The sequence below is a fragment of the Streptomyces sp. MGP-BFMKR1 genome, assembly GCF_057766585.1.
Window position 1 is genome coordinate 6,008,187 of the sequence record NZ_CM173408.1, and the last position, 17,600, is coordinate 6,025,786.

Sequence of the window (17,600 nt, forward strand, 5' to 3'; positions counted from 1 at the left end):
CGATCAGCGAATGGACCTGGCTGGTCCCCCGCGCGCGGGGATGGACCCTCCAGGCTGTCCATGGTGAACGCGCCGCCGTACTGGTCCCCGCGCGTGCGGGGAGGACCGGCACCCGCTCATCGGCCGTGACAGCCCCGGAAGTTGACCCCCGCACACGCGGGGAACGACCCCACGCCACCCGACACTCACCCGCTCGCACCGCCTGCCTGGAAGAGTCCGCCGCTACCGTGCTCCTCCTCGCCGCGCGACGGCTGTCCGTCACCTGGTGTCATGGGGTCGCGCCGGACCCCGTGCGACTGCACGCCTGGGTGGAGACTGATGACGGCGTACCCGTCGCCGAGCCACCCTCGACGTTCGGCTACACCCCCGCACTCACCATCGGAGGCCGTCATCACCAGCAGTGAGCCGACCCTGTGGATCAGCACGGACACCTGTGCCCTTGGCCCTTTCCGCGCTGACCTGGTCGAGACGTACTGGCGCTGGGAGCAGGACCCCGCCCTGCTCGTCGGCTACGGCCGCCAGGCCCCCGAATCCCTCGAAGCCCGGACCGAGGGCATCGCCCACCAGCTTCGCGGTGACAACATCCGCTTCACCGTCTACGACCTGAGCTGCGACGCCCCGCAGCCGGTCGGCGTCGCCACCCTCCTGCCGGATCACGCCGTACGAACCGCCGAATTCGTGATCATGCTCGCCCCCCAGGCCCGTGGTCGCGGCCTCGGCACGGCGGCCACCCGGCTCACCCTCGACTACGCGTTCCACGTCACCAACCTGCGGATGGTCTGGCTCAAGGTTCTCGCCCCGAACGTCGCGGGCATCCGCGCGTACGAGAAGGCGGGCTTCCGTACGGTCGGCGCGCTGCGGGAAGCCGGGTACTGGCTCGGAGAGGTCTGCGACGAGGTCGTCATGGACGCCCTCGCCAAGGACTTCGCCGGCCCCTCGGCAGTGCGAGCACTCCTGGGTCAAGACCACTGAAGGCAAGCGCCACCACGCCAACCCGCCACCCTCACCCACCCACCCCCTCCCGACACACATCCCGCACCTCACCCAACGGCTGGAACCCAGCCGACGCGTACGTCGCCACCGCGCCGACGTTGGACGTCGGGGTGCTGACCAGCGCGCTGGAGGAACCCAGCTCCCGCAGGGTGACTGCCGCGGCCAGGGTGATGGCCTTGCCGTAGCCGCGACCTCGGTGGTCGTGGTGGACGCCCATCGGCTCCAGCACTCCGGGCTTGCCCGGGCCCGCCGACCAGACCGTCACCGTTGCCACCGCCTCGCCGTGGGCGTCGTACGCGAGCAGGCAACGGGCGTCGGCGTACGGCAGGCCGGCGGCCATCGCGCGCCAGCGGTCGGCCGTGAACGTCGACCCGTCGAACGACGCCCGCTGCACGTCGGCCCGTGCCCGCACCCGTTCCGGGCCGACCACCTCGATCCGTACGCCCGGGTCCTCCACCGGCTCCGTGAGGTCGCGGCGCAGTGGTGTCCACGGCTCGTCGGGGTGCCAGTCCGCATCGAGCAGCAGGTCCTGGAGCAGGGCGTCCATCGGAGCCTCGACGCACACCCGTTCCGCCGGCAGGACGCCGCGCTCCGGCGTGGACAGGTCCGTGACCAACTGGCGCCCCAACTCCTCGTCGCCCCGTACGTCGGGCGCGGTCGTCATGCGCAACAGGGTGGGGCCGTCCAACAGGCCCACGGCAAGCAGCCGCCCGTCCCGTCGCCAGGTCCGTACCGCGGCGGCCGTGGCCTTGGCGCCGAACCGCCAGTACCAGCCCAGGTCCCCGGGGTGGAGCTGCATCGCCGCCCCGTCCTCCTGCCACTCCCGCAGCACGGCCACGGCCTCGCCCAGCCCGTCAACGTCCGGTGTACCCAACACGATCGCCATGGCGTCGATCCCACACCACCGCGCCGATCGCGCGCACCTGGATATCGGCCGGCGGGGCCCGATGCGCGCCACCCCCGCCGGCGAGGCGCGCCCCGCCGCCCCGACGGTTTGAACGCGCGCTCCGGTGGCAACCCGACCCGGCGGCGTCATCGGAGAGGCCCGACGAGAGGGAGCCATGCGGGGACGTGGTCGAGGCGTGTGGCGCGGGAGCGCGGGGCCCGCTGCCCAGGCCCAGGTACGCGAGGGAGTGGACGAGGCGGAAGGAGCGGACGGGGCGGGCAGGACGGAGGGCGCGGGCGGAGCCGGCGAACCGGTGCCGGGCGCGCCGCCGGGGCGCGGTGGGGGGAGGCCTCCGTACCCGTCGGACCGCCGAGCACGCCCCGCCCGAGCCACCAGCCCCACCCGCGATCCCGCCCCCGCCCCCACCCGCGATCCCGCCCCCGACCCCGACCCCGCCCGAGCCCCCGGGAGCCCCACGCGCCCCGCCCGCAGCATGCCCCCGCCACCGGCCCCGGTCGTGGCGGGTGGGCCGCGTCGTTACGGTGGGCTGCTGCTGGCGTTGCTCGCCACCGCGATCTGGGCCGGGAACCTGGCCACCGCCCGCGAGCTGCGGGACGCGATACCGCCCGTGTCGCTCGCCTTCTGGCGCTGCGTACTCGCCGTCGCCGTCATCCTGCCGTGGACCGTGCGGCCCCTGCGGCGCGAGTGGCCGACGGTGCGGCGGCACGTTCCCCTGCTGTCGCTGATCGGGCTCAGCGGCATCGCGCTCTTCACGGTGCTGGTGTACGTCGCGGCGCACACCACCACGGCCACCAACCTCTCCCTGCTCGACATCGCGGCGTCCGTGTTCATCCTGGCCTTCGCCCGCCTGGCCGGCCAGGAACGGCCGGGGCTGCCCGGCCTGTTCGGCAGCGTGCTGGCCGTCGCCGGCGTCGTCGCGCTGGTCACCAAGGGGTCGTTCAGCAGCCTGGACCCGGCCCCGGGTGACCTGTGGATGCTCGGGGCGGCCGTCATCTTCGCGCTGTACTGCCTGCTCCTGCGCGTGACGCCGGCGGCCATCAGTCAGTCAACGCTACTGCTGGTGACCTTCGGGACCTCGCTGGTCTTCCTGTTCCCGGCCTACCTGGTCGAGTGGTGGCTGGTCGGCGGCTTCACGCTCACGCCCGAACTGCTCGCCGCCCTGGCGTACGTCGGCGTCTTCTCGTCCGCCGTCGCCTACCTCTGTTGGAACCGGGCCGTCCAGCGCGTCGGCGCGGCCACCGCGGGGGTCGTGTACTACCTGCTGCCGGTGCTGACCGCCCTGCTCTCCGTATGGCTGCTCGACGAGCCGGTCACCCTCGACCAGGGACTCGCCATGGTGCTCATCGTCTCGGGCGTCGCCCTCGGCCTGCACGGCAGCCGACGGGCGCGCGGAGGGCGCCCCTCCCCGCAGGCCCAGTCGGACTGACACCGCGCGTGCCCTGCCGACCCAGCCGGACTCACACCGCGCGGTGCGCACCGCGAAGGAACACGCGGCGCGTACCGCGAACGAACAAGACCCAGACATGTGAAGGAGGAGATGACGTCATGCTGTCTTCCTGGCTCGGTGACCGCTACACCGACCCGGAGTTATTCGAGCGGGAACGCGAGCGCGTGTTCCGTGGGCGTTGGGTGTGTGGCGGGCGGGCGGACGCCGTGCCCGAACCGGGCGACTTCGCCCGCCTGGACGTCGGCGGCGAGAGCGTGCTCGTGGTACGCGGCGCGGACGGCCGCCTCCGTGGGTTGGTCAACGTGTGCCGGCACCGCGGGGCACGACTGTGCCGGGACGAGCGGGGCCGCTTCGGGCGATCGATCCGCTGCATGTACCACGGCTGGACGTACGGGCTCGACGGAACGCTGACCGGGGCCCCGCAGATGCGCGACCTCCCCGGGGCCGTCACGCGCGACCGCGACCTGCACACGGTCGCCGTCGCCGAGTGGCTGGGTTACGTGTGGCTGCACCTCGGCGTCGAGCCGCCGCCGCTCGCCGAGCAGATCGAGCCGCAGCTCGCGGCCCGCTTCGGCCCCGCCAACGCCACCGACGCCCTCGCCGGGTACGGCATCGGGGAGCTGCGCCAGGTCACCGAGATCGGTTACGACGTGCGGGCCAACTGGAAGCTGATCGTCGAGAACTTCAGCGAGTGCTACCACTGCTCCACACTGCACCCCGAACTCACCCGCGCGCTGCCGTACTTCAGGTCCGGGTACGGGACCGTCAGCGGCCGGCGCGGCGCGGACCTCGCCGACGGGATGGCCGGCTTCTCCCGCTCCGGCCGCGCCGTCGCCCCGCCGCTGCCCGGCCTGGCGGGGGGCGAGGAGGCCCGCCAGTTCAACGCGGTCAACCTGTGGCCGAACGTGGTGCTGGTGCTGCTCCCCGACCACGTCGTCTGGCTCCGGCTCGAACCGCTGGCCGTGGACCGCACCCGGGTGGTCGCCCAGTGGCTGTTCCACCCCACGGCCGCGGCCGACCCGGCCGTGCGCGCCGCCGACGCGGTCGAGCTCCTCGACATCGCCAACCGGCAGGACTTCGAGGCAGCCGAACGCTGCCAACTCGGCGCGCGCTCCGTGTACTACGAGGCGGTCTATCCACCCCACGAACACGTCATCCTCGCCTTCCACCGCTGGGTGGAACAGGCCGTCCAAGAACCCGCCCCGACCCGTCCCACCCCGACCCCGCCGGTGCCCTCGACATCCCGCTGACCGGCCGACCTCGCTCCTGTGTCAGGCAGCCCGTAACCGGCCGAACAGTCGTGACCCGAGCGGGTGTTGGGCGTCGAAGCCCGGGAGGATGAGGAACGTCGCGCTGGCGGTCGTGGTGGTGAAGGGCAGCAGTGCGTCGGAGGTGTCCATGTGGGTGAGGGTGGCGGTGAAGGTCCGCAACTCGTTCTGGAAGCTGATGAACAGCAGCCCGGGGGCGGGGTCGTCGATGCCGTACGAGCGGCGGAGCATGAGGCCGACGCCGACCGCGGTGGCGTGCGCCCGGCGCGCGTGGGCGTCGGCGGGGACGAGGTAGCGCCCGTCCGGTGTCTTGGCCCCGAGTTCCGGGCCCGAGGCGGCGCTGCCGCCGGAGAGTGGGACGCCGCTGGCCCGGCGCCGGCCGAAGACCGCCTCCTGCTCGGCCACGGACAGGGCGGCGAACCGTGGCAGGTCCAGCTCCATCCGGCGCAGCACGGCGAGGGTGCCGCCGGCGACCTCGGGGGGCCCGGCCAGCCACAGGTCGCGTTCCCGTTCGGCGGCCGTGTGCGGGCCGATGATGCCGTCGACGAAGCCGAGCGGGTTGCGGGGCGCGGTGCGGCCCTCGCCGACGGGCACGTTCGCGCCGCGGCGCGCGGACTGGCGCCAGCGCTCGCGGACGCGGTCGCCGGCCTGGTCGGCGAGCGCGGCGGCGACGACCGGGAGGAGCGTCGGGTCGCTGGCGCAGATCTGGAGCAGCAGGTCGCCGCCGTCGGCCCCGGGGGCGATTCGCTCGCGGGAGAAGCGCGGCAGGTCACTCGCGCCGGGCAGCGAGGCACCGGCCGCGCGCACCAGCCGGGGGCCCACGCCGACGGTCACGGTGAGGTCGCCCGGCTCCAGGCCGAGGAGTCGCGGGTCAGCTCCCGTGGTGAGCGTGCGGATGGCCCGGCCGAGGTCGGCCAGGAGCGGGCCCGGAGCCACGCCGGTGTCAAGGTCGGCGACCACGGCGAGCAGGTGGGGTTGGGCGGGCTCGGGGAGCGTGATGCCGGCCTGGTGGCGGCCCGTCGCCGAGACCGGTGCCGGGGTGGCCGCCGAGGTGGCGGCGTGCCGGCCCGGCTGGGCGGAGTCCGCCGTGCAGCCGGCGGTCAGGCCGGCGGCCACCAGGGCGCCGGTGGCGTCGAGGAACGTGCGGCGGGACGGCTGGCGGTCGGCTCGGCGGCGCATGGCGTGCACAGTGTCACACCCGGATCCGCGCGCGCTGGTCAACCCGGCTTTTCCGGGAAGGAATTGGGAGCACCGTGCCAGACTGGGATCATGCCTCGATTAGCTTTTCGCGTGTGGGCGGCGGTAGTGGGCACGCTGACGCTGGTGGCCGGCTGCGGCGGTGACGGTGGTGGCGGCGACTCGGACGGCGAGGGCCGGCGCCCGGCCGGCGCGCACGTGACGATCCGCGTACCGGCCGACGCCCCGACGATCTCGGCCGCGGTCTCCCTCGCCCAACCCGGCGACCTGGTGCTGGTCGCCCCCGGCACCTACCACGAGTCGGTGCGGATCGACCGGCCGCGCGTCACCCTGCGCGGCGTCTCGCGGGACAAGGTCGTCATCGACGGGCGGTTGCGGCAACCCAACGGCGTCCTCGTCTCCGCGCCCGGCGTGGCCGTGCAGAACCTGACCGTGCGGAACAACACGCAGAACGGGGTGCTGATCACCGGCTCGGCGAAGGCCGCCGCCGGCCTGCCGGGGTCGGGGGACGGCTACGACACCGGCGACGAGCCCGTCACCTTCCTGAAGTCGTTCCTGGTCTCGCACGTGACCGCGACCCGCAACGGCCTGTACGGCATCTACGCGTTCTCCGCCCAGAACGGCGTCATCGCGCACAGCTACGCGTCGGGCGGCGCCGACTCGGGGATCTACGTCGGCCAGTGCAAGCCCTGCAACATCGTGGTGCGGGACAACGTCGCCGAACTCAACGCGGTGGGTTACGAGGGCACCAACGCCAGCGAGGACATGTACGTGGTCCGCAACCGCCTAGTCGGCAACCGGGTCGGGCTCACCACCAACTCCAACCACCAGGAGAAGCTGCTCCCGCAGAAGGGCTCCGTCATCGCCGGCAACCTGGTCGCCGCCAACCAGCAGGTGGCCACCCCGCAGCAGGCCGACGGCGGGTGGGGTATCGGGATCGGCATCGACGGCGGCAGCGACAACCAGGTCGTCCGCAACCGCGTCGCCGGCCACCGCAACGCCGGGCTGGTGCTCACCGCGACCGCCGACATCCCCACGCTCGCCAACCGGATCGCGGACAACACGTTCACCGACAACGCCGTCGACGTCGGCTGGACGTTCCCCACCGCGACCCCGCGCCGGGGCAACTGCCTGCGCGGCAACGAGCTGCGCCGCACCGTGCCCGCCCGGCTCGCGACCACCGCGGCCTGCCCGGTGCCGGCCGGGACGTCCTCGCCGACCGGCACCTGGAGGGCGCCGACCGCACCCGGCGGCATCCCGTTCACCGAGGTCGCGACGCCCGCCCCGCAACCGCAGTTCCCCGACGCGGCCACGGCCGGCGCCACCACCGTGCCGCCCGTCCCCGCCCTGCCGAAGACGGCGGAGATCCCGCTGCCGCCGGTGTCCCTGCTCGCCGCCAACGCCCGGGTGCCAGCGTCCTGACCGAGAGGTTACCGGGTCGGGGCGGCCGTGGGCACGGGCTTGACGGGCACGTACGGGTGGGTGCCGAAGTCGATGACGACCGGCTCCGGCTGTGATTCCACGGTGACCCGGACCCGGTGCGGGGTGCCGTCGGAGTCGATCCAGTAGCGCACGTTGCCCGCCGTGCCGGAGCGGTCGGGCGACGACGGCCCGGTCATGACGTCCACCCGCTCCCCGTTCACCCGCTCCCGCCCCCACCAGGCGGCCCCGTTCTGCGCCAGCAGTTCGGCGTTGTCGGGGCGGTCGCCGCCGAGGCCCAGCGCGATGGACAGGGCGGTGTCCAGCGCGCTGCCGGAGGCCAGCGGCGGGCGGTCGTGCCAGCCCGAGCGAGGCGGCGACGCGGGGGCGTGCGCCGGGGCGTCCGGCATCGGGTGGACGCGCACCGAGGTGGGCGTCCACTGGATCAGCCCCTCACTGGCCTGGTGACGCCCGGTGCCGTGCACGACGCCGTAACCCACCTTGCGCCGGTAGTCGACGGCCCCGGTGACGGTCAGCTCGCCGGCGGCGCCCGGCACCGTGATCGTCACCGCGCGGCCCCGCGCCTCGTAGTTACGGAACCGGGCCATCGCCAGCCGGCTCGCCTCCTCCGACGTCAGCGGGCGCGGACCGTCGCCCGACTCGTCGTCGGCGAGCAGCAGGAAGGCCACCGCGACCAGGGCGGCCACCCCCACCACCGCGACGCCGATGACGATCCCGGCCCGCCGCGACCACGGCCACCGTCGCGACCACGGCCACCGACGCCGGCCGGCCGGACGCCCCGGGGGGACCTCGCGGGGACGCGCGCTCCGCACGCGGTTCGACGCTGACACGTGCCGCTTCACCCTCTCGATCACCCACCGCCCCACCTCCGCGAGCACGCGGCGGTACGCGACGGTCAGGTGGTTGACGACATCGAGGCCGGCCCTCGTGGACCGGCCGAGACGTGAACCGCCCGCCCGCGCCGTTGGCGACGCGGACGGGCAGCTCACCGTCGTGCGCGCCGGACAACGCCGAACAGTGGCCCTGTTCGGTGCTGTCCGGCGCTGTTCAGCGCAGCTCAGTGCTGTGCGGCGCTGCCGGACTCGTTCAGTGTTGACGGGCGCGGCGGTGCCGGGTCACGTACGCGATGACCAGGCCCGAACCCACCAGCAGGCCGACGAGGCCGACCAGTTCCGGCACGCTGGACGCGCCGGTGTTGGCGAGCGAACCGCCGCCGTCGTCCTGGGCGCCGCCACCGCCACCGCTACCTCCGCCGCCCGGTCCGCCGCCGCCGTTCGGGCCCGGGTCGTTGCCGGGTGGCACGGGCGTGGGCGGCTTGGTGTCGGTGGGCGGAGTCGGGGTCGAGGTCGGGGCCGACGTCGGAGTCGAGGTGGGCTCCGGGGTCGGCGTGGGCGTCGGGGTCGGGGTGTCCGTGGGTGTCGGGGTGGGTGTCGGGGTCGGGGGCGGCGTGTCCTTCGGGATGTACACCCCGGCGTCGATCGTGTGATCGACCCCGCCCGGCTTGTCCGGCGCCGTGACCGGCGCGTCGCCGGTGCACAGCGGGCCGGTCTTCGGCGGCGTCACGTTGGAGTCGTGCGCACGGTTGTCGCCGGCCCGTGGCAGCGTGAACCTCAGCTTGTCCGCGGTGGGTTGCTCGGGCACCTCGCTGGTGTCCGCGGTGCACACGTCGAACCGCACCGTGTACTTGGCGCCCCGGGTGAGCTCGTACTCGGCCCCGACGCCGCCGAAGTAGTACTCGCCGGCGTCGTTGGTCGTGGTCGTCGCGACCTGTTTGCCGTCCGCGTCCAGCAGGCTGATCGTCGCCCCCGGCAGCAACACGTGCCCCGGGTCCTGGATGCCGTTGTGGTCGCCGTCGAACCAGACGACGTTGCCGATCTGGATCGGCGCGTTCGCCGCCGCGTACGCGATGTCACCGAGCCCGCCGGCCTTGCCGAAGCCGCCCTGCGTCCGGTTGACGAACTCGAACCCGTTGGCGTTCGGGGCGTTGCCCGGGCCCTGACCGGTCGTGATGTCGAAGTACCCGGTCCCGGAGGTGGCCACGTCGACGACCGGGTCGAACTCGGTGCTGGCCACCCACTGTTGCTGCGGGATGTAGGCCACCGACCCGAGCGCGGTCTCCTGGTGCGCGGTGGTGTAGAAGTCACCCGGGAAGTACTCGACCACGCCGGCGGTCTGGCCGCCGCTGTTGGCGGGAGTGGCGTGGTTGGGGCAGCTTCCGGTCCCCTCCCACTGGTACTCGCCGGTCGCGGTGGCGCACACCATGGTGATGTCGCCACCGGCCATGCCGTTCTCCGCGGTGTCGTTCCCCGGCCGGGGGTCGAGACCGCCCCAACTGAGCACGTCCATGAACCGGTCGCGGAAGCCCAGGATCATCGACCCGTCGCGGCCGAAGGCGATGGACGACAGCTCCGGCTGCGGGTCGATGAAGACGTTGCCCTGCTTGCGGTCGTCCCAGGTTGCCAGGCTGGTGTTCCACGGGTTCCAGTGGGTGCCCTTGTCGGTGTCCGCACCGAAGACACTGCCGCGTGCGGCCGTGAGCGGGTGGCTCAGCACCGTGGAGAACCGCTTGCCGTCGTACGTGGCGACGACCGCCTTCAGGTCGGCGCGCTTCTGCGTGCTCTCCGCGCTGCACACGCCGCCGACGTGCAGCGTGTTGTTGTGCACCTGGAGGCCGAACGGCCGCCAGTCGTCGGCGCTCGCGCATCCCGGGTCCGGGATCGGGACCGTCGCCTTGGGCTTGCTGGCCGTGTCACCCTTCGCGTCGAAGCTCACCAGGCTGCGGGTCCGCAGGTTCACCGCGTACAGCGTCGAGCCGTCCTCCGACAGTGCCAGGCCGCCGATGCTCTCCTTGCCCGGCGCGTCGATGAACCCGGGGTCCTTGATGAGGTTGGCCGTGTCGTGCTCCGTCACCGCGGCGTCCGGCACCTGCGCGAACAACGTGGGCGCACCCGAGCCGTTCGCCGGCACCGTGTAGATCGCGCCGCCGCCCTTGGGGCCGTACGGGGCGTAGCGGCGCGCGAACGCGCCCTGGAACAGCCGGCCCTTGTCCGTGTCGTACGCCAACCCGAACGTCGTGCCCACCTGGTCCTGCGTGGCCAGCGTGGTCGGGCAGGCCACGTTGGTGGGACACGTGCCCCGGGACTTCGTCCCGAACGCCACCAACGCCCGCTTGTCGGTCCCGTTGGCGCCGTTGTGGATCGGCACGAAGTACCGCGAGTCCGGCAGCGTGTAGTCCGCCGGGTCCCACACCCCCGTCACCACGGAGGCGTCCTTGCCCTCCGACACGTCCACGAAGGACGTGAAGCTGTCGAAGTGGTTGTCCGCCGTGGACGCGGGCGCCGCCCGCAGATACTTGTCGTACGGCGCCGGAACGCTGACGTCGACCCGGTACCGGCCGCCCTCCAGCTCCGTCGCCCCCTCCACCACGACCTTCCCCGTGGCGTCCGTGACACCGCGCACGACGTGCCCGTCGGGGTCGGTGACCTGTACCTTCATGCCCCGCTGCGGTACGTCCATCGTCGCGTTGATCACGCCGGTGCCGAAGAAGTCGCGCAGCACCTCGACCGTCAGCGTGCCGTCGTCGGCCGACGCGGCGGCCGGCCCAGCCGTCGCCCCCAGGGCGCCGCCTGCCAGTAGGAGAACGGACAACCCGATGCGCCCCGACGACTCCGTGAGTCTCCGGGCTAACCGGCGCGAGTCGTCCCTGCCGACTCGGTTCATGGCATCACACTCCACACTTCTCTCGTCGTGTCACTTCTGTCGTGAAACGAAGCACCCGCTTCTCGCTACGCGCCCACTTCATGACTGCGGGCGGACGTCGGCCGCGAACATCAGGGAAGAAAAAGGGCCCACTGACGTTGCGTGGACCGCTTTGTGATGGCCGTCTGGGTGTATTGGGGCAGTACGTAAGCGTGGCGGACCAGGAAAAGCAAACGCACGTTCACGGCCTCGGGTGAACCCGTCCCGGGTAGCGTGTTCTCGCAGCTCAAGCACGGTGCCCCCACCCCACACCACCCTCACTGACCGCCATCGCGAGCAGCGCGCGATATCTTATCCCCGGTTTCCTGTCGTCACCAGCGAAACTCCTCTTTTCCGTCGCCATCCCGACGGCCCACAAGAGGGCGGAGAATGCGCTCGGAAAAGTGTGCGACGGGGGGTGGGTGGCCGAATATGGCCCGTCGATACTGGTCGTCGGGAGAGTGCGGTTTGGATGTGCGTGTTCATGCGTACGCACCGTACGAACCGCCCCCCACCCCGGCTCGACGGCCGGCCGACCACCGGGTTTCGACGGCGTAGGCGTCGGCGCGGGGGGTGCGTTGGGTGCGGGTGGGGTGGTTGGGGCGGGGGAGGGGGTGGCTGTGGCGTACGGGGGGGGTTGCTGAACACGACGCTGCCACGCTCAACTGCCCCAAGCCGAGCACCTCTTGTGGCCTCTTTTCAGACACACGGTGGGGTACGCGTGCGCCTCCCCGCGTCCGTGGGTGTTCCGTCGCCCACCGTGGCTCCACTCGGAAGACAGGGACGTTCGCATATCTCCCGCCCATACCCTGGCAGTGACGAGCTGATCAGAGGGAGACAAAGCCATGCCATCTGACGCTACTTGGGACCCGCTGGCGTTCGGCCAGCGCATGCAACTGCTACGGACCCGGCGGGGGATCAGCCGCACGGTGATGGCCGGACTCGTGGGCATGAGCGAGGAGTGGGTGAAGGGCGTGGAGCGCGGGCGGATCGCGCCCAAGCTCGACCTGGTGTTGCGGGTCGCCGAGGCGTTGCGGGTGGCGGACCTGTCGGACCTCGTCGGTGGGCCGCCCGCGGGCGGGTTGTTCACCGGCCCGGGCCATCCGCGGCTGCCGGCCGTCAAGGCGGCGGTCGACGCCTTCCTCGTCCCCGCCGACGCGCCAGCCCCCTCGCCCGAGCACCTGCGAGCCCGGTTGTCCCGCGCCTGGACGGCCCGGCACTCGGCGCCCGACCACCGCGAGGTCGTCGGCGCCCTGCTGCCCGAGTTGATCACCGACGCGCGACGGGCCGTACGGCAGGCCGAGACACCGGCCGCACGCAGGGCCACACAGGCGCTGCTGTCCGAGGTCTACTCGCTGTCCCAGTTCTTCATCGCCTACCAACCGGACGCGGCGCTGCTCTGGCGCGTCGCCGAACGGGGCCTGATCGCCGCGCAGGAGAGCGAGGACCCACACGCGATCGGCATCGCCGCCTGGCTCGCCGCCCAGGCCCACCGCGACTCCGGCCCGGCCCACTACGACGCGGCGGACGCCATCAGTCTGGAGACGCTGCGGTTCCTGGAGCCGCTGCTCCCGCACGCCTCGGACGACGTACTGGCGATCAGCGGGGCGCTGGAGTTCGAGACCGGCTACACGGCCGCCCGACGCGGGAACACGGGGGCGGCCTGGGGCTGTTGGGACAAGGCGCGCGCGGTGGCCGACCGTCTGCCGGCTGACTACTTCCACCCGGTGACCTCGTTCAGCCAGGCGGTGATGGGAGCGCACGCGGTGACGGTGGCGGTCGAACTGCACGCCGGAGGCGAGTCCGTACGACAGGCCGCCGCATCCGACGAGTCGGTCCTCCCCTCCCGCCCCCGCCGCGCGCGACACCGTATCGAGCAGGCCCGCGCGTACCACCTGGACCGACAGCCGGACGCCGCGCTGGCCACCCTGGCACAGGCGCACCGGGCGGCTCCCGAGACGATCAAGTACAACGGGTACGCCAAGAAGATCATCCTGGAGGAAGCCGAGTCGCCGTCACCCACGCGACGCCGCCGCGCGGCGGCACTGGCCGTCGACATCGGCATGTTCGCAGCGTGATGAAGGGGGTACGGACAGTACCCCCTCCCTGGTGAGACGCCCCTACCGTCGTACATCTACCGACGACAGGGGTACGGAAATGAGCACACTCGACTGGATTCCCCCCGGCGGGGGCGTGCGCTGGACGCGGGTTGGGGAACTGGGGTGGCACGCGTTCACGTTGCCATCCATCGCGGTGACCGCGTCCTCGCCGAGTTGGGTGAGGACAGCGGTGCGGTGATCCAGATGGACGGTGAGCGGCAGCTCACCTGGCTCATCGAGCCGTGGGCCGAGGCCGTACGCCACCTGCGGGAGCGGGAGGGTGTGACGCTGGCCGGGGACGACGGGAGCTACCTCTTCGTGCCCGGCATGGCCCGGGCCCGGCTGTGCTGGTGGCGGGTCGCGCCGGAGCCCGGGCGGTTGCTGACCGACGCGGGGCGGCTGGCCGAGGCATACGCCGTCGTCCGGCGCCCCGGCGGGCGTACGGCGGAGCGCCAGGCCGACCGGGCTCGCGGGGGCGTCTGGTGAGGGAGCGTGCCTGGGTTCCGCCGGCGGGCGAGACGGTGACGGTGCTGCCCACGGGGGAGCGGTGGGACGCCGTACGTACCCACACCGCCATCGCCGCCCGCGCCTTCGACGTCCTGGACGGCATCGAGGGCAGCGCCGCGATCATCGACCCCCACACCTGCACCGCGTACTGGCTGCTCCCGCCGCGCGAGGCGGCCCTCGCGCCGTGGGAACAGTGGGAGCGGCTGCGGCCGTACGTCACCGTGCTCCCGGCCCGTACCGACACCAGCGCCACCTATCTCGGCGTACCGCCCGCCGGCCGGCACAACAGTCCTGGCCTGCACTGGCGGGTGCCGGGTGGGTGGTCGGGGCAGTACCTGAGCCGGCCCGCGATCCTCTCCGCGGCCCTGACCCCGGCCGTGCTCGCCGTTCACGGGGCGGACGCCCTCCCGTCGCGATGTCAGGTCTGTGACCGTGCCGTTGAGCGGGATCGGGCCGTTACCGCCGTGGGCCGTCGCCATCCGGACGATCCCGTACGACGACGGCTCACCGCGCACCGCGCGTGCGCCCGCCACGCCCACCTGACCATCGAAGGCCCAGCCCAGTGACCCGCAGCCACTACCGCTTCGTCGCCATGACCGTCGACATGGACCCGAGCCAGCCGCCCCCGCTCACCCGGGCGGTGTGCCGGACCTGCGGCGACCGTTCCCCCGAGGTCGACCCCGCGCACGACCTCGAAGCCCAGTGCGCCCAGGCCCAGCGTTGGTGCAGCGCCCACACGGCGCGCGACCACCCGGGCGGCCGGCACTTCGACTACACCGCCACCATCACCTGGCACTGGACCGTCACGCCGGAGGAGGACATCGGGCCGCCGGCGTGAGCCCGGGCCTCCCGGGACTCCAGGGTCTCCCGTACCGCACGGTGGGCCGGGGGTCCGCCGGCCCGGTCGTGCGTCGGGGCTCACCGCAGGAGGCGGAGTTGCATGCACTCGTCGGGCGTTCCGATGGCCCAGTAGCGGGCGATGCCCCGGGCGCCGTTGTAGGCGCCCGTGCCGCCGGTGACGGCCATGTCCAACTCGGTCGCCCCCTTTGTCGCGAGCGATTGCATGGTGACCGAGCCACGGTCCAGTTCCACCGTGATCAGACATTGCGTCGTGCTCTTCTTGCCTTCGATATGAACGGTCTTACACGAACCAGCGCCGAGTCCGATCCGGCGGCCGTCCTTCACGGCCCAGCCGGAAAAGGAATTGAAGTCGCCCAGGCTCGGTCCGGCCGGGCCGAGGTCCGTCTCCGCGTGCTGGTCGTTGTCCAACCTGATGTCGATGACCTCGACCGGCCGGCCCTTTTCCGCGGCCTTGGCCTGGGCGGTAGAGGAGCTGGTGGCGTGGGTGGTGGCCGTGTTGCCGCTGGCCGTGTTGGGGTTGGCCGTGTTGGGGTTGGCGTCCGCGCTGCTCGCGACGCAGACGCCCACCGCGGCGGCGGCCAGTGAAGCGGCGAGAAGCCGCTTCACCGTGGCCCGCTTGGTGCGATTCCCGCGCCCATTTTCCCGCTCCCGCCCATACGCGACAGCCGTCTCCGCATTCTCGATGCCCATGGTGAATTCCCCTCGCTGTGATCTCCCCATGCGAACGCTTTCGACGTTATGGCTTCGCTCGGACCGCGTCTAAGGCCAATATCGCTATGGCGTCATGTTCGCGGGGGCATGGTGGAATGCCGCCGGTCGGGTGCGGGTGCGGGGGCGGGTGGGCGCGACCGGGCGTGTGAGCTTCGGCGCGGGCCGGTCGCTAGACCAGGTCGTCCACCGCCTCGCCCGGGTGGTCGGTGGCCGGCTTGGTCGCCGGGGCCGAGGCCGGAGCCGGCGCCAGCGTCGGGTCAGGGCCACTCAGGGGCTCCGCCCGGTCCGCGGCCCGCTCCGCGGGCCGGTCCGCGGGCCGGTCCGTGTCGGCCGCCGCCAGCGACTCCTGCTCCAGTCGCTCGTTCTCGTCCCGGACCCGGCCACCCCAGCGGATCACGGGGGCCATCGCGGCCGAGACGGCGACGAACAGTCCGCCCAGCAGGATCCAGCCGGGGCCGCCCCAGTAGACGATGAGGCCGGTGAGCACCAGCGGGCCGAGCATCTCGGCGACGGTGATGCCGTTGCCGAAGAACGCCTGGTACTGGCCCGTCTTGCCCTTGGGGGCCAGCCCGAAGCTGACCTCCCACTCGCCGGCGGCCTGCATCATCTCGCCGACGACCATCAGGGCCGCGGCGACCACCAGCAGGACGCCGGCCGTCCAGGCCGAGTCCCAGGTGCCGGAGAAGGCGAACGCGACGCACGCCGCGGCCAGCAGGAAGCTGCCGAGGAGGAGGAAGCGGATGGCGCTGGTGAGGTCCTTGACGCCCTCGGAGACCCGGACCTGGAACAGCGCCACGACCACCGTGTTGAGCATCAGCATCACCGAGAGCAGCGACACCGGCGCCGAGGTGTGCTCGCTGATCCACAACGGCAGGGCCACGGAGATCAGCGGTACGTACAGCAGCAGCACCGTGTTCAGGACGCTGATCACCACGTACGGGGCGTCCCGGAAGACCGACTTGCTGGCCGGCCTGCCGTCCGGGGAGGCCGGCGCCTTCGGGACCGGGGCCACGGCCGGCAGCCGGCGCAGGATGTACGCGGCGACCAGGAAGGCGATGCCGTTCAGCGCGAAGGCGGCGTAGTACGCGCCCTGTCGGTCGAAGAGCAGCACGAGGCCGCCGAGGCCGGCGCCGATCGTCATGCCCGCGTTGTAGCTGGACTGGACGAACGCCCGCACCCGGGTCACCTGGTCCTTGGGCACCAGACCGGCGAGCAGTGCCTGTTCGGCGGCCGAGCCGCCGCGCTGGCTCACCGCGTACGCGCACGAGGCGATGACGAACGGCACGAAGGCCGTGATGAAGATGAAGGAGGCCACGGACAGAGCCGCGCAGACGAAGAGGGTGACCGCTGTTCCCCGCGGGCCCACCCGGTCGGCCAGGTGGCCCAGCGGGACGCTCAGGACGAGGGCGGCCGACCAGCCGATGGTCAGGCCCAGGCTCATCTGGAACGGGGACAGCCCGACGATGCGGGTGAAGTAGAGCGCGGCGCAGATGTTGTAGGCGCCGTCACCGAGGCGGCACACCAGTTGGGCGAGCGCCAAGCCGCGCGGCGGGCCCGGGGGCGGGATCAGATCCTTGAACACGTTGCTCCTTGAGACCTGGTGCAGGCGCGGACGTGTGGCGGCACGTCCGGAGTTCGACTCGGATGCGGGCGCGGTGGTCGGGCGCGGCCCGCGCCCCGCGACTCGCGGGTGCACGCGCGCACGACTGACCCGCGACCGGGAAGGCAGGGGGAGCGCCGCGGCGAGCGGTAGCCACGGCACGTCTCGGGCCGAGGGCGCGACGCCCGCGCACAGCGAAAGCCGGTGACCAAGCCACCGGCGCCGGACACCGGCGCGGCTCCCGCGGCCCCGCCGAATCCTTCGGCTTCTGCCTGACCCACACCGGTCAGGCTCATCGGGCTGTGCGGTCGGCCTCGCTGCGGCCCACTTGACGGGCAGAAAGATATGCGCGGGCCACGCGGCCACACAAGGGCGGCACGCCCCGGGGTGTCGGCGCGGACGCGTGGGCCGGCCCGCGCGGGAAGGCCGGAACGCCCCGGGGTGTGCTCGGCGCGAGGGCAGGGGCCGGCGTGTGGCGGCGTCCCGGGTTCTCGTATGGGCGCGATCGGTACGCCCCGGAGGGCGTGGTCCCGGACACGGGTGGCGCGAGGAGTCCACCGGTTCGATGGTGCGGAGGGTGTCGGCGGTCCCGCCGGCCGGTTCCGGCCGTGGGCACTCGGCTTCCGGGACCCACCTTCTCCGGCCTCGGGCCCGCCTCTGTCCCGTACGGGCCGTGCCGGGGGCGGGCGGAGTGCGGGCTTCCGACGCACGTTCGGGCGTGGGTACGTGGTGGGGAGGGGAGGGACGATGGTGGGGCACCGCCAACTCGCTTATGATCTAAGGCAGATGAGGTGGTCGAGTCGGCCACGTACCACGCGCGGCGTGGCCGAGA

Annotated in this window: 15 protein-coding genes; 9 read left to right on the forward strand and 6 right to left on the reverse strand. The window is 72.7% G+C overall.

The annotated features are described in order from the left end of the window. The first annotated feature begins 125 nt into the window (after window positions 1–125). Together AC3CHW_RS23865 and AC3CHW_RS23870 are read left to right on the forward strand one after the other, a co-directional pair. Entirely contained in the window at window positions 126–404 is a 279-nt protein-coding gene (locus tag AC3CHW_RS23865; protein ID WP_488467819.1) for a lasso peptide biosynthesis B2 protein, read from the forward strand. A 13-nt stretch (window positions 405–417) separates the two neighbouring features. After that, window positions 418–972, forward strand: coding sequence for a GNAT family N-acetyltransferase (locus AC3CHW_RS23870; protein WP_488471148.1), 555 nt, complete (start codon window positions 418–420; stop codon window positions 970–972). Window positions 973–1,003: 31 nt separating this feature from the next. On the opposite strand, the gene AC3CHW_RS23875 is transcribed toward AC3CHW_RS23870, so the two are convergent. Next, window positions 1,004–1,879: a GNAT family N-acetyltransferase gene (locus tag AC3CHW_RS23875; protein ID WP_488467820.1), complete on the reverse strand. Its 876-nt coding sequence runs from the start codon at window positions 1,877–1,879 to the stop codon at window positions 1,004–1,006. A 493-nt stretch (window positions 1,880–2,372) separates the two neighbouring features. Between AC3CHW_RS23875 and AC3CHW_RS23880 the strand changes: the two genes are divergently transcribed. Then, on the forward strand, window positions 2,373–3,326 hold the full coding sequence (locus AC3CHW_RS23880) for a DMT family transporter (RefSeq protein ID WP_488467821.1): 954 nt from the start codon (window positions 2,373–2,375) through the stop codon (window positions 3,324–3,326). Between the two features lie 119 nt (window positions 3,327–3,445). After that, window positions 3,446–4,597 carry an aromatic ring-hydroxylating oxygenase subunit alpha gene (locus tag AC3CHW_RS23885; protein ID WP_488467822.1) on the forward strand — a complete coding sequence of 384 codons (1,152 nt, stop codon included), beginning with the start codon at window positions 3,446–3,448 and terminating at the stop codon, window positions 4,595–4,597. A 21-nt stretch (window positions 4,598–4,618) separates the two neighbouring features. Here AC3CHW_RS23885 and AC3CHW_RS23890 read toward each other — a convergent pair whose 3' ends face one another. Further along, a complete protein-coding gene (locus AC3CHW_RS23890) occupies window positions 4,619–5,794 on the reverse strand; it encodes a Dyp-type peroxidase (protein ID WP_488467823.1) in 1,176 nt (391 codons plus the stop codon). Between the two features lie 90 nt (window positions 5,795–5,884). On the opposite strand from AC3CHW_RS23890, the gene AC3CHW_RS23895 reads away from it, so the two are divergent. Beyond that, window positions 5,885–7,234: a right-handed parallel beta-helix repeat-containing protein gene (locus AC3CHW_RS23895; protein ID WP_488467824.1), complete on the forward strand. Its 1,350-nt coding sequence runs from the start codon at window positions 5,885–5,887 to the stop codon at window positions 7,232–7,234. Between the two features lie 8 nt (window positions 7,235–7,242). Here AC3CHW_RS23895 and AC3CHW_RS23900 read toward each other — a convergent pair whose 3' ends face one another. Beyond that, window positions 7,243–7,920, reverse strand: a complete 678-nt coding sequence (locus AC3CHW_RS23900; protein WP_488471149.1) for a hypothetical protein — start codon at window positions 7,918–7,920, stop codon at window positions 7,243–7,245. A 418-nt stretch (window positions 7,921–8,338) separates the two neighbouring features. After that, entirely contained in the window at window positions 8,339–10,870 is a 2,532-nt protein-coding gene (locus AC3CHW_RS23905) for an SdrD B-like domain-containing protein (RefSeq protein ID WP_488471150.1), read from the reverse strand. A gap of 965 nt (window positions 10,871–11,835) precedes the next feature. On the opposite strand from AC3CHW_RS23905, the gene AC3CHW_RS23910 reads away from it, so the two are divergent. The 4 genes from AC3CHW_RS23910 (at window position 11,836) to AC3CHW_RS23925 (ending at window position 14,434) form a co-directional block, all read left to right on the forward strand. After that, a complete protein-coding gene (locus AC3CHW_RS23910) occupies window positions 11,836–13,068 on the forward strand; it encodes a helix-turn-helix domain-containing protein (RefSeq protein WP_488467825.1) in 1,233 nt (410 codons plus the stop codon). A 144-nt stretch (window positions 13,069–13,212) separates the two neighbouring features. Beyond that, entirely contained in the window at window positions 13,213–13,575 is a 363-nt protein-coding gene (locus tag AC3CHW_RS23915; protein WP_488467826.1) for a hypothetical protein, read from the forward strand. Beyond that, window positions 13,572–14,162, forward strand: a complete 591-nt coding sequence (locus tag AC3CHW_RS23920; RefSeq protein WP_488467827.1) for a hypothetical protein — start codon at window positions 13,572–13,574, stop codon at window positions 14,160–14,162. The genes AC3CHW_RS23915 and AC3CHW_RS23920 overlap by 4 nt, the downstream gene beginning before the upstream one ends. After that, on the forward strand, window positions 14,159–14,434 hold the full coding sequence (locus AC3CHW_RS23925; RefSeq protein WP_459250012.1) for a DUF7848 domain-containing protein: 276 nt from the start codon (window positions 14,159–14,161) through the stop codon (window positions 14,432–14,434). Before AC3CHW_RS23920 ends, AC3CHW_RS23925 begins: the two co-directional genes overlap by 4 nt. Window positions 14,435–14,514: 80 nt before the next feature. Here the strand turns inward: AC3CHW_RS23925 and AC3CHW_RS23930 are convergent, their stop codons facing one another. Next, complete coding sequence (locus tag AC3CHW_RS23930) at window positions 14,515–15,147, reverse strand: allene oxide cyclase barrel-like domain-containing protein (RefSeq protein ID WP_488467828.1); 633 nt, start codon at window positions 15,145–15,147, stop codon at window positions 14,515–14,517. Window positions 15,148–15,337: 190 nt separating this feature from the next. Continuing rightward, window positions 15,338–16,750 (reverse strand): MFS transporter, encoded by a 1,413-nt coding sequence (locus AC3CHW_RS23935; protein WP_488467829.1) that lies wholly within the window; start codon window positions 16,748–16,750, stop codon window positions 15,338–15,340. Between the last annotated feature and the right edge of the window lie 850 nt (window positions 16,751–17,600).

What these genes read in the sequence shown, in the direction of transcription:
- AC3CHW_RS23875 (WP_488467820.1), bottom strand. Translation starts at nt 1,879, where the DNA reads ATGGCGATCGTGTTGGGTACACCGGACGTTGACGGGCTGGGCGAGGCC.
- AC3CHW_RS23880 (WP_488467821.1), top strand. Translation starts at nt 2,373, where the DNA reads ATGCCCCCGCCACCGGCCCCGGTCGTGGCGGGTGGGCCGCGTCGTTAC.
- AC3CHW_RS23890 (WP_488467823.1), bottom strand. Translation starts at nt 5,794, where the DNA reads ATGCGCCGCCGAGCCGACCGCCAGCCGTCCCGCCGCACGTTCCTCGAC.
- AC3CHW_RS23910 (WP_488467825.1), top strand. Translation starts at nt 11,836, where the DNA reads ATGCCATCTGACGCTACTTGGGACCCGCTGGCGTTCGGCCAGCGCATG.
- AC3CHW_RS23885 (WP_488467822.1), top strand. Translation starts at nt 3,446, where the DNA reads ATGCTGTCTTCCTGGCTCGGTGACCGCTACACCGACCCGGAGTTATTC.
- AC3CHW_RS23930 (WP_488467828.1), bottom strand. Translation starts at nt 15,147, where the DNA reads ATGGGCATCGAGAATGCGGAGACGGCTGTCGCGTATGGGCGGGAGCGG.
- AC3CHW_RS23895 (WP_488467824.1), top strand. Translation starts at nt 5,885, where the DNA reads ATGCCTCGATTAGCTTTTCGCGTGTGGGCGGCGGTAGTGGGCACGCTG.